At 60.3% G+C, this 11,451-nt stretch carries 12 protein-coding genes; 7 read left to right on the forward strand and 5 right to left on the reverse strand.

Features of this window, described 5'->3' with window-relative positions; translation table 11 throughout:
* Nucleotide 1: 1 nt before the first annotated feature.
* Complete coding sequence (locus EOC94_RS04850; protein ID WP_095486348.1) at nucleotides 2-184, reverse strand: hypothetical protein; 183 nt, start codon at nucleotides 182-184, stop codon at nucleotides 2-4.
* A gap of 167 nt (nucleotides 185-351) precedes the next feature.
* On the opposite strand from EOC94_RS04850, the gene EOC94_RS04855 reads away from it, so the two are divergent.
* Both EOC94_RS04855 and EOC94_RS34485 read left to right on the forward strand, forming a co-directional pair.
* Entirely contained in the window at nucleotides 352-783 is a 432-nt protein-coding gene (locus EOC94_RS04855) for a hypothetical protein (RefSeq protein WP_126103069.1), read from the forward strand.
* Between the two features lie 28 nt (nucleotides 784-811).
* Nucleotides 812-1,579: a YbhB/YbcL family Raf kinase inhibitor-like protein gene (locus EOC94_RS34485; protein WP_245465496.1), complete on the forward strand. Its 768-nt coding sequence runs from the start codon at nucleotides 812-814 to the stop codon at nucleotides 1,577-1,579.
* A gap of 106 nt (nucleotides 1,580-1,685) precedes the next feature.
* On the opposite strand, the gene EOC94_RS04865 is transcribed toward EOC94_RS34485, so the two are convergent.
* A complete protein-coding gene (locus tag EOC94_RS04865; protein WP_245465497.1) occupies nucleotides 1,686-2,612 on the reverse strand; it encodes an NADP-dependent oxidoreductase in 927 nt (308 codons plus the stop codon).
* 363 nt (nucleotides 2,613-2,975) lie between these two features.
* Between EOC94_RS04865 and EOC94_RS04870 the strand changes: the two genes are divergently transcribed.
* From EOC94_RS04870 to EOC94_RS04880, 3 genes are all read left to right on the forward strand, one after another.
* Complete coding sequence (locus EOC94_RS04870; protein WP_127288885.1) at nucleotides 2,976-3,182, forward strand: sugar phosphorylase; 207 nt, start codon at nucleotides 2,976-2,978, stop codon at nucleotides 3,180-3,182.
* Nucleotides 3,183-3,245: 63 nt separating this feature from the next.
* Entirely contained in the window at nucleotides 3,246-4,652 is a 1,407-nt protein-coding gene (locus EOC94_RS04875) for a Do family serine endopeptidase (protein WP_127288887.1), read from the forward strand.
* Between the two features lie 160 nt (nucleotides 4,653-4,812).
* Nucleotides 4,813-5,250: a DUF2267 domain-containing protein gene (locus tag EOC94_RS04880; RefSeq protein ID WP_127288889.1), complete on the forward strand. Its 438-nt coding sequence runs from the start codon at nucleotides 4,813-4,815 to the stop codon at nucleotides 5,248-5,250.
* A gap of 46 nt (nucleotides 5,251-5,296) precedes the next feature.
* Here the strand turns inward: EOC94_RS04880 and EOC94_RS04885 are convergent, their stop codons facing one another.
* Together EOC94_RS04885 and EOC94_RS04890 are read right to left on the reverse strand one after the other, a co-directional pair.
* Nucleotides 5,297-6,787, reverse strand: coding sequence for an FAD-dependent oxidoreductase (locus tag EOC94_RS04885; protein WP_127288891.1), 1,491 nt, complete (start codon nucleotides 6,785-6,787; stop codon nucleotides 5,297-5,299).
* An 83-nt stretch (nucleotides 6,788-6,870) separates the two neighbouring features.
* Complete coding sequence (locus EOC94_RS04890; RefSeq protein WP_127288893.1) at nucleotides 6,871-7,782, reverse strand: hypothetical protein; 912 nt, start codon at nucleotides 7,780-7,782, stop codon at nucleotides 6,871-6,873.
* Between the two features lie 441 nt (nucleotides 7,783-8,223).
* On the opposite strand from EOC94_RS04890, the gene EOC94_RS04895 reads away from it, so the two are divergent.
* Nucleotides 8,224-8,868, forward strand: a complete 645-nt coding sequence (locus tag EOC94_RS04895) for a hypothetical protein (protein WP_126103065.1) — start codon at nucleotides 8,224-8,226, stop codon at nucleotides 8,866-8,868.
* A gap of 270 nt (nucleotides 8,869-9,138) precedes the next feature.
* Here EOC94_RS04895 and EOC94_RS04900 read toward each other — a convergent pair whose 3' ends face one another.
* Nucleotides 9,139-10,197, reverse strand: coding sequence for a LacI family DNA-binding transcriptional regulator (locus tag EOC94_RS04900; protein WP_126103064.1), 1,059 nt, complete (start codon nucleotides 10,195-10,197; stop codon nucleotides 9,139-9,141).
* Between the two features lie 210 nt (nucleotides 10,198-10,407).
* On the opposite strand from EOC94_RS04900, the gene EOC94_RS04905 reads away from it, so the two are divergent.
* Entirely contained in the window at nucleotides 10,408-11,397 is a 990-nt protein-coding gene (locus EOC94_RS04905) for an autoinducer 2 ABC transporter substrate-binding protein (RefSeq protein WP_126103063.1), read from the forward strand.
* Nucleotides 11,398-11,451 lie beyond the last annotated feature (54 nt).

The following is an 11,451-nucleotide window of genomic DNA, read 5'->3' on the forward strand; positions in this document are numbered from 1 at the left end:
CCTAACGGTCCTGCTGGTAGCCTTGGTGGGTCGTATTGACCCTCGTGTTGCCCTGCTGGCCCTGTTTGTCGGGATTTGGGGCGGAATGGCTGTGCTGCGTTTGGTCGACAGGAACCGACTTCTTATCGCCCGGACCCTTAGGGCTCTGGTTCTCTGCCGGAACGGGTGGTGGCTTTGTGCTCATGGCGGTCTCCTTTCACTAGCCAAAACAAGCAGGCCCCCGAGAAGGTTCCTGATACGAGCCGTGCGAGGGGTGAACTCCTCACATTGCCAATTCCCGGCCTTGTCGGCGCGTCGCAGCGCAATAATTTTTTGTTAGGGCGTGGGTGCACCTATCAAAAGGAGCCGACCATGAGACACCAAACACTCGACCAACTGCAGACAATTGCAAAAGTTGAGCCCTCGGCGACATACCCTGTCATGACTCGGACGCAGCGGATCGAGCGTTGGGCAGATCTTCTCGAACAAAATCCACGGCGCTGCCTCGGAGCGCTTTCAGGCACCGAATATCTCAGTCCTGAAGCCCGTGCTGTAGCGCGTGGCGCGGGATCGCCGATCACCGTTGCCTATGAGGATCCGGTGCTGCGCGCCATGGGTCTGAAAGATGACACCTACGGTGAGGCAAAGCGCTTCTTCGAGCTAAGTGACTGGCAGTTGCACAACATCGTCTGTCACTGCCACGTTGGTGCTACGATGCAAGCGCGATGGGCTGCCGCCAGAGTCCGCCGGACAATTGTCGGGAACAGACTTCTGGCTTGGCTGAGGGCGAAGTTTGTGCATTGAGGCCCGCGCAGGACGGTGACGAAAAGTCTTGCTCGTTCTCGTTAGCGACTGGCCGCCAACTGCCGGCGGCATCGCCGGCAACGCCATGGATGGTGGAGCCAACGCACTGCTTCAAAGCAGCCGGGTGAAGACCTCATGCTCGCCCGGGCGCGGTTCTTTTTTCGGCGAGCACATTGAGGAGCAATCGGGGCGCCAATTTCAAGTGAGCACGGCCCGCGCCGATACGATCCATAGCCGGTTGTGGTTGTTGGGGTCGTCTGATGGAGAGAAGGCCGCGACGGGCGCGCCCCAAAGCGTCTATTTCGACGAGTCTAGCCGAGCAAGGAGGAGAATGATGGCGTTCACTTTGACCAGTCCCGCCTTTCAGAACGGCCAGCCTATTCCAGATCGTCATGCCCGGCGCGGCGACAATCTCTCCCCGTTTCTGGAATGGAGCGATCCGCCGCCGGGCACTCGGAGCTACGTGCTCGTCATGGAAGATACGGATGCACCGTCACAGGCGTCCCGGCATTGGGTCGTCTACGACATCGGCGGCGACCGGCGTCATTTGGCCGAAGGGCGCAGTTCCAAAGCGCGAACCGAGGACCTGCCTCATGGCTTCAATGATTTCGGCAATCTTCACTATGATGGACCCGACCTGCATCCGGGTTATAAACCACACACCTACCGCTTCAGGCTCGCCGCCCTTGGCATTGCCAACCTTCCCATCGGCCCGGAACCCGATGCCCTGGTCGTGTGGCAGGCTGCCCGTGAAAACATGCTGGGTGAGGCGGAATTAATCGGCACTTACGGATGAATCAGCGCCAAGTCCTGCAGGCGGGCTGCCTGTCGGCCACGCACCGATCACCTCCCGAATGGCTTGCCAGCAGAACTGGTTCACTTTGAACTTGAGCATTCCGGGCTCAGGCGGCCACCTCAACCACGATCTTGCCGCGCGTATGTTCCCTCTCCAGCCGTTCCTCGGCCTTGGCGATCTCCTCCAAAGGATAAGTTGCCTGCACGAACGGAGTTACCTTGCCGGCGTCGATGAGGCGGCTGATCCTCGCAAGCTGCGCCGCGTTTGGCTCAGCCAGATAGGAAACGCCACGCGCCTGATGCAGGCGTGCCTGTTCGGCCGAGGGCTCAGAAACGGTGGAAACAAGTATCCCACCGGGCTTCAGCACGTTCCAGGAGCGATCCTGTGTGTCGCCCGCGACCAGATCGAAAACCATATCGATGTCCTCGACCTCGTCCTCGAAGCGCTGGTTCTTGTAGTCGACGGCCTGGTCGGCGCCAAGCTTGCGGACGAAATCGAAATCCTCGGCAGCAACGGTCGTCGCGACAAACGCGCCCGCAGCCTTGGCAAACTGGATCGCCAGATGGCCGACACCGCCGGCGCCGCCATGGATGAGAACCCGCTGCCCGGATTTGAGGTCGCCATGGTCGAAAAGGCCCTGCCACGCTGTAATGCCGGCAAGCGGCACGGCGGCGGCTTCCACGTGGCTTAACCGTTCCGGTTTTGCTGCCGCCTCCGTCGCCTTGACGACGACGTATTCGGCATTCCCGCCGCGGTTGGGGCCAAGCATGGCAAACATCGGATCGCCCTTCTTCAACGTATGAGCCCGCGTGCCGCACAGCTCCACCACGCCGGACACGTCGCGGCCGAGCGTAACGGGCAGATCCCCGCCCGCCGATCCTTCTCGGGTCTTGTAGTCAACAGGATTGACGCTTGCTGCGCAGACCTTGAGCGTGACCTCGTCGTCACGGGGCTGAGGCAAGGGAACCTCGTCCAGCGAAAGGACCTCTGGCCCGCCAAAAGTATGAATACGAACTGCTTTCATGGTCGCCATGGGTTTCCTCCTCGTTTCGGGGTCCAGCGCAGGTCCGGAAAAAGGACGAGCATCGGGTGAATGGGATAGCCTGCGATCCTGGCAGTCGAGCGCGGATTCTCACCAAGTACTGAGGACATCATCTTCCACTCAATCCGCTTCAAATCCTTGCCCACCTAACCGGATTGCGGGCCGGAAGTTCCAATGAACTTCCGAGGTCGATCGTGGCATTCAAAGACCGTTCTCTGGCGCTCTACGAGAGGCCTGGCGCAGAGATCATTCTGTGACATCCCCGCAATCTCGTCTGGGAACTTTTCTGGAGGGACATGGTTGGAATGGCGGCCGAAAGAATCCGGGCCTGTAGCTGTCCCAAGGAGATTCGCCATGAAGCTTCGCGAATTGATGGACCAAGTGAAGGATCTGCCACCGGATACCCTGGTCTGTACTGCCGAGATTGACGAGGCCTTTGCGGCCAACATTGCTGGCATAGAAACAGTAGAAAGCGCCCGGATCGAAAGCCACAAGCCGGACGGCACCGAAGCTGTCGAACTCACCAATGGGAACGACAAGGTCGTCGTAATCCGCTGGTGAGCGGCTTGCGCCTGCTGGAGCGGCCATATGCTTGATCACTGAACGCTGAAGGAGTCTCAGACCATGTTTCCGGTGTTGTACAAAAGACTCTGCGCCGGCCTGATTGCCGCAATTCTGATATTGCCAGCCGGCGGCCTTGCTTCGCTCGCAGCCCAGGAAATCCCGAACGACTTCACGGCGATCGTGCGCGAGAAAATTCCGGCCGTGGTCGCCATAACGACCAAACAGATTATCCAGGGCCAGACGACGCTGGACGATTTTTTTAGTCCTTTCCGTAGTCCCGGCCTCGAACCGGCGCAACCACAGGTGCGAGAGGCCCTTGGTTCCGGCTTTGTGATCAGCCCTGAGGGGTACATCGTCACGAACAACCATGTCGTTGCCGATGCAAACGAAATCCATGTCGTATTCTCCGACAAGCAGATTTCGCCTGCGCGGCTCGTCGGCCGGGATCCGGCGACCGACATCGCGGTGCTGAAGGTCGATCCGCGGCCCAATATGACAACGACCGCCTGGGGTGACTCCGATGCAGTGCAGCCCGGCGCCTGGACGATCGCGATCGGCAGTCCGTTCGGGCTTGGTGGGACCGTTACCGTCGGCGTGCTTTCAGCCCGTTCGCGCGACATTCAGGCTGGACCCTATGACGACTTTCTCCAGACGGATGCCTCCGTCAATCAGGGCAATTCCGGCGGTCCCCTGTTCAATGCACGCGGCGAAGTGATCGGAGTCAATACAGCCATCGTCTCGCCTTCGGGCGGTAGCATAGGCATTGGTTTCGCCGTGCCATCCCGGACCGCGCAGAGGATCGTCGACCAGTTGATCCGCACTGGTCGGATCGAGCGCGGTTTCATCGGAGTGCGTCTCCAGGAGATCACGCCCTCGATTGCCGAGGCGCTTGGAATACCGGGCAGCAAGGGAGCGCTCGTCGCCTCGGTCGAGCCCGGCAGTCCGGCGGAGAAGGCAGGCATACAGGCGGGAGACGTGATAACGCGCTTTAACGGCAAGGACATCCAGAGCGTTCACGACCTGACGCTCGCGGCTGCGAGCCAAAAGCCGGGGACAAGGACGACGCTCACAAGAAACCGCGGGGGCAGCCAGCAGGAAATAGCTCTGACCATCGGTCAGCGTGACGATGAAGAGCAACAGACCGGCGCCATTCCCGGACCGGAAGCGGCGGACCAACGTCTCGGGCTGTCGCTCAGTCCCATCCCCGATGAGGCGCGCCAGCAACTCGGACTCCCGCCGGGCACCACCGGGCTGTTCGTGCAAGAAGTGGCGCCGAACAGCCTCGCCGACCAAAGCGGCCTCCGCGCGGGCGACGTGATCGTTTCGGCCAACAATCAGAACGTAAGCCAGCCGTCCGACATCGAAGCGGAGTGGACGAAATCCCGTCAACAGAACAAGCCCATCTTGTTCCGCATCAACAGGCAAGGGCAAACGCTTTTCGTTGCCGTGGCTATGGCCAAATCTTGACGGGCAAATCTTGATAGGAACGCATGAGCGTAAGCTTGGCCGGACGGATCACACGCTTTTGCGGGCCAGGGTCTTTACGCTTGGCAACGGGAACAACAGCCGACCAAGGTCGTTTCGTCCAATGAGTTGTTCGAACAGTTGGCAGAAAAAGGAGGCTTCGATGAGCGCCACCGGACTCGACGTATTCGGCAAGACGCTGCAGACCACAAACATCTGGCTTGACGAGATCATGGCCGAGATCGGACCGGATCGGCAGATCGCATGGCACGTTCTTGGGGCGGTGCTCCACGCCCTGCGGGATCGCATGCAGCCGGATCTTGCTGCCCATCTCGGTTCGCAGCTGCCGATCCTCGTGCGCGGTGCCTATTATGACCAATATCAGCCCTCCAAGACGCCAGAGAAGTTGCGATCGCTCGATGAGTTTCTAGCCAAAATCAAGGCGGAGCTGGAGTTCACCCGACCGGTCGATTCCAAGGATGCATTCAAGGTCGTATCCAAGGTTCTCGCTCACCACGTGGGAGAGGGGCAGATGATCAAGGTTTGGGAATCCTTGCCAGCAGAAATCAGGCGCGTCGCGGAAGCGCAGCAAGCGGCGTGAGATGACTCGGGAATCTCGACGATCCCGGCCGTGACGCCGGGCCATGTCAGTCGTCGCCTTTCCACAGCGCGGCCGGGGATAGCGGTTTTCGAGCCGGGCCGTGGATGACCGAACCGTCGGCAGCGAAGATCGAGCCATGGCAAGGACAGTCCCAGGTGTTGTCAGCGTTGTTCCAGGTCACGGTGCAGCCCTTGTGGGTGCATGCCGCGGAAACGGGATGGAGCACCCCTTCAGCGTCTCTCCACGCCGCGATCTTTTCGTCACTCCTGACGATCACACCGCCCATGCCCGGCGCTATGTCGTCGACGCTTGAGACAATGGATTGGCTGCGGCCATTCTTGTGAAAGTCCTCAGGATAAGACCGCGCCGGATCGTAGAGTTTTTGCCATGGGCTCGGCCGAGCGCAGATCAAATCCGCAATCATCGTGCCTGCGGCCGTTCCGTTGGTGATGCCCCAGGCGTTGAATCCCGTGGCGATATGAAAACCGGAGGCTTTGTCCGGATCGGGCTCGCCGGCATACAGAACTCTGTCGGCCGTGTCATAGTCCTCGTTGCACCAGCGCCACGCAATGTCTCCAACTGGAAGACTAATTCTTGCCCATTGCTCCAGCTCGACAAACCGTTTCGCGACGTCGCCGTCCTGGCCTGTATCGAACTTGGGGCCGAGCGTGACCAGCAGCGGGCCTTCGGCATCGCGGCCCGTGCGGATGGAGTGCGTCGGATCGTCGATGCCGATGAACATGCCGTCGACAGCAAGAGGGTCATCGACCCGAAACGCCATGGCAGTGTGGCAGCGCGGCTGGGTCCGGTTCGCCATGCCGATGGGGCTCTTCACTGTCATGTTGGTGGCGACGACCACATATTCGGCGTGAACGGTGCCGCCCTCGGTGACGACGCGCCAGCGGCTTGCCTCGCCAATCGAGATCGCGCGGCTGTTTTCGAAAATCCGTCCGCCACGGGCCGTCACCGCCTGAGCCAGGCCAACCAGATACGCCGCCGGATTGAACTGCGCCTGGTCGGAAAAACGCAAAGCGGCGGCCGTTTCGAAAGGCAGCGGCGCGCGCTCGAGAACATCGGCGTCCAGCCCAACCTGGCGCGCGGCCTCTGCCTCGGCTGCGATCTCCGCGCCCCGGCTTGTGTCGCAGGTGTAGGTATAGGCGTCCTTGGTCTCGAGATCGCAGGCGATGGCATAGTTGCGAACCCATTCCCGGATCTGGACGGCGCCGGCGGAATTCGCATCGGCATAGGCTTGCGCCATGTCCCGGCCGAATGTGTCGATGAGATGGCGATAGATCAGCGCGTGCTGCGTCGTGATCTTGGCCGTCGAGCGGCCGGTCACCTGGCCGCCTGTCCGCAAGCCTTCGACGACGATTACCGACCGACCGGCCTCGCAAAGGCGAAGCGCCGTCGTCAGCCCGACAATCCCAGCGCCCACGATAACCACCTCCGCATGGATCGAGCCATCGAGCGGGGGATAGTTTGTAGCGGTGGCGGCAGCCACCCAACAGCTTCCCGGTTTTCCCGAAAGAATGGCCATTTCACCTGCATCCTTTGCGTTTTCGATGCACTTGTCATCGACAACCCGCGCCGGCGCGAGAACGTTCCCGGGATTTACCGTCTTCAATCGGTCCTTGGCCGTCCGGAAGCTACAAACGCACCGGGAAGATGCGAGGTGCAAGCCATCACCCAGGTGATCGCCTCGCGATCGTATTCGTCGCCGGAGCGCCAGTTCTCGAAGAAAGGGTTCAGCCTCTCGACACGCTCCGGCCAGACGCCGGCGGCTTGAAGGCCCAGCGACACGCCGTAATTGGTGAAGGCGAACTTCGTATCGCGCAGCCACGGCGCGCGGCTGAAACAACCCGGCGGGTCGACCCACATCGTTTCCAACGTTGCCAGCGAACGTTTCGTCTGCGCCTCAGCCCATGGCTCGGTAGGAAAGAAGTGCGCGAGCCACAGCATCATGCCGAGGCCGAGATCCTGTTCGATGTCGAGGGTGCGCCAGTCGCGCTCCATCAGGTCACGCATCTGCGCGATCTCGGGCGCAAGTGCGTCTTCGTCGAGCATCCGGTAGGAGACGTAGCCATCATAGGCGTCCATGCTGCCGAGGCCGTAGCCGGGATAAGGTCTGCTCAAATCCTCCTGCATCTTCCAGATAACGCCGCGGCCGGGGATCACGAAGGCCGGATGAATGTCCCGCGCCAGCGCGATGCCGCGCGTGCGGTATCGCGGCTTCAGATCACCGAGACGCGCCAAGGCAAACAGCCACATCGCCAGGTAATGGAAATACTGTCCGTCGCGATCTGCCGCTTCGCCGATCCTCACTCCGCGCAGACGACCGAGCACACGCTCGACCTCCGCCACCAGTCGCTCGGCCTCACCCAGCCAACGTTCCTCGCCGAGCTCCTTGTAAAGCGAGACATAGAGTACGACCCCGAAAGCATCGGTCCAAAGGTAGCGCAGACCGTTGGGCCAGATGCCTTCGGCGCGCATCCAGTCGAGCTTTCGCAAGACATAGTCAACGTCGCGCAGCATAGCCGCGATCTAAAGCTCTAACGGATAAGTACGGGTGCTCCGGTCTTGGCATGTTCCGGCCCGAGCGAAGTCCCGCCGGGTTATATGCGCGTCGACGCTGCGATTGCGAGCATGCGGCATGTCGAGCATGTTTGCCTCCGGTTAGTCTGCGTCAGATATCGCGAAACGAACTGGTCGGCGGCGGGTTCCTTGGCCGTCGCAATAAGAACAGAAGATGGGCGGCGTTTCGAGTTCGCTCCGCCCTTCTCAAGAAAGCCCGTTTCGCCGGACCGGCCGTCTGACTGCGGCCATTGTCGTTGCGCGCCGGCTGGCAAAGGGTTCGAGCTACCAGAACGTACCCGCATTCAGCATTCTGGCGATAAACCAATTCGCACCTTGTTCTTCCTCGTGAAATTCACGAAGGATGGATGGTCGACTGAGGGATCGATTCGGAGCTTGTCTATGCGCGGACTGCAAGCGGCCCTGGCTGCGGTGATCTTGAGCACTTCAGTCAGTTCTGGACGCGCCGATGACAGCTCTCCCTTTATCTATTTAGCGACCCAGGATCCTTTCACAGACGGTCTGCCGACGAAGAACGATGTTTATGTCTTTGGTGGCGTCTTTGCTCGCGGGTCCTTCGGGGATACGATCGACCTTTTTGATGCCAACTACACAGACAACTACATAATCGGGGCCGCATATGGTCGCGATCTCGTCGATATAGGCGCTGGTTTTGTTCTTGGTGGCGTCACCGGCGCGGCCATAAGATTTGGCGAGGACGATGATACGTCTGGCGAACTTTGGGCCGGAGCGCGACTTCGCCATCAGGGCCTTGTCATTGGTGATCTGGCGATCGCGCCCGCAGTGACGGCTGGATTTAGTGCCGTTACGGGCCCCACCGAGATCGAGCGCAATCGCGAAATCCGCGACGATGGCGATGCATCATTCCTCGGCTTCGTTGGTGCGGAGCTTTCTTTCAGAGTCAGGCAAGCACCCAATGTCGAACTCGTCTACCAACTCCACCATAGATCCGGCGCCGACGGTACATTCGGAAATATGAAAGAGGGTTCTAATGCGAACACTCTTGGAATCCGTTATCGCTTCTAGCGCCCGGTGCTGTAGACCTTTTTCAGGCGCCCACGTGCTCCCGTATTGGGAACGGCGACACTCTCGTGAACGCTTTGCACGGGAGATGGCGAGCGTGGCTCCAATGTAGGATCATTGTGGGCCGAAGCCGCCAGGAGAAAGGGGCGATGGCACTTCCGGAGAACAGATTCTGCGTCTTCTGCGGCAAGATGTGGTTGGGCAAGGGATCTCAATGCCGACCGGCACGATAATTTCAGGGCGGGCGGGGTCACCCTGTAGCGCCGTTCACACTCAGGCCATATCCTTGAGCGTGTCCAGCGGCCCTTTCAGCGCAGACCTGGGCTGGATCAACTCTGGCGTAATCAGGAATGTCTGCGGCGGCGTCGTTGGTTCATCGATAAGCTCGAACGCCTTCGTAATCATCGCCTCAACATTCTGCCGCACCATGATTACCGGGAAGGGCAGGAATGAGCCGAACGGATCATAGTCGTAGCAACCGACAACAAGCTCGCTAAACATCTCCGCCGGACGGCCTGCCATGAAACGCAGCAGACCTTCCATGTTGATCGACGAATTGACGAACAGCGCGCGCGGCAGCTTGCCATGGCGTTGGTAAAACGCCTCGAAGGCACGCAAAGTTATATCGGGCGAATACCCGGAGGACTGCACACCGTCGTCAGGGTCGGCGCCCAGCAGTGCCTTCTTGGTCGCATGGAATGCGGCGATGCGTTCGCGGCTGGCGTGGTCGTTGCGGCCGCCAAACAGAAACAGCTCGTCCGGCCGTAGGGGATCGTCATTGCCGAAGTGGCGGATGATTGCTTCCGTCAGCATCCGCGCGCCCTCATAATTGTCGCTGATCACCGAGTGCGCCTTCGCTCCCGGCAGGTCGATGTTGATATGCTTCAGCCCCGCCGGTTCGCAGACCTCATGCACGCCGTCCGGATCGGTGGCGCCGACGATGAAGAGTTGGTCGATTGAATAAGAGATCAGCGTCTCCGCGGTCCGCCGTTCCTCTTCCGGGTCGCGACTGGCGCTGACCACCACCGGGCATTGACCGCGGCTACGCACATGCCCCTCAAACGTCTGCGCCATGGAGGAGAAGTAGCGATTGTCGTGGACGGGCAGCATAAGGCCGACCAGGCCCGATCGCGAGCGTCGCAAACCCCGCGCCTGCAGGTTGGTGGTGTACTGGTGGCGTTCGGCGAGGCCGAGAATTGTTTCCGCCGTACTTTCCTTGATACGGCGCTTGCGCCAGGTGCCGTTCAGCACGGCACTCACGGTCGACGGCGAACTACCCGATAGCACGGACAGATCATAGATCGTCGCCTTCTTCTTGACCCGCTGATCCATCTGGCGCCTCCGGCGCGTCTTTTTAGAGCAACATCCCGCTTGACGAGAGCTTCTCGATGCACAATAGTTTCTGCACCATCGATTGTGCAAGCGAAAACCGCTGCATGATCGATGGGGGAGTGTCCCGTCTTTTCGGGGAGGTTTCTAACGGCCGCCGTCGTTCGACGGCTCGAGTGTGTTTCCACTAGGAACGTTATGGGAGGAGTACAGATGAAAAAGCTCATGATCGCGGCGCTTGCCGCGACCCTTATGCTTGGCGGTTCATTCGCTGCGATGGCACAGCAGGCCGGCAAGGTCGGCGTCGTCGTCAAGATCGGCGGCATTCCGTGGTTCAACGCTATGGAGGCGGGAATCAAGGAGCGCGGCCAGAAGCTCGGGATCGACGCATTCATGGTCGGCCCGACCAGCGCTGATCCGGCACTGCAAGTTCGCGCAATCGAGGATCTGATCGCTCAGGGCGTCAAAGTCATCGGTGTCGTGCCGAATGATGCAAAAGTGCTCGAACCAGTGCTGCAGAAGGCGAAGGACGCCGGCATCATCGTCATCACGCATGAATCGCCTGGCCAGAAGGGCGCCGACTGGGACTTCGAACTCGCGTCCGCCACCGGCTTCGGCGAAGCTCATGCCAAGCTCCTGGCGGAGAAGATGGGCGGCAAGGGTGAGTATGCAGTGTTCGTCGGCTCGCTGACGGTGCCGCTACACAATGCCTGGGCCGATGCGGCAATCGAGTATCTGAAGAAGAACAATCCCGACATGAAACTTGTCGGCGAACGTTATGGCGTCGCCGAGGATGTGGACAAGAGCCGCAGCACTGCACTTGACTTGATCTCCGCCAATCCCGGCTTGAAGGGCTTTCTCGCCTTCGGCAGCCAAGGGCCAATCGGCGCTGGCCGCGCAATCGAAGAGCGCCGGAAGGTGGGCGAAATTTTCGTGCTCGGGCCATTCTCGCCAGGCCAGGGCCAGAAGCTCATCAAAAACGACGCGATCTCCGGCGGTTTCATGTGGAATCCGAAGCAGGCGGGCGAGGTTTTCGTCACGCTGGCCGACCATCTCATGAAGGGCAACGAGATCAAGGATGGTGATACGATCGAAGGACTAGGGACAGTTAAGCCCGACTTCGAAAACCGTAACATCATCGTCGATCAGCTGGTCCCAATCAACAAGGATACTGTCGACGATCTCGCGGCGATGGGCCTGTAAAGCCTCCCAAGGCTATGGCAGCCGGGCTGGCCTCGAGCCGCCCGGCTGCAGGAT

It is taken from the genome of Mesorhizobium sp. M6A.T.Ce.TU.016.01.1.1 (assembly GCF_003997065.1).
GTDB lineage: Bacteria > Pseudomonadota > Alphaproteobacteria > Rhizobiales > Rhizobiaceae > Mesorhizobium > Mesorhizobium mediterraneum.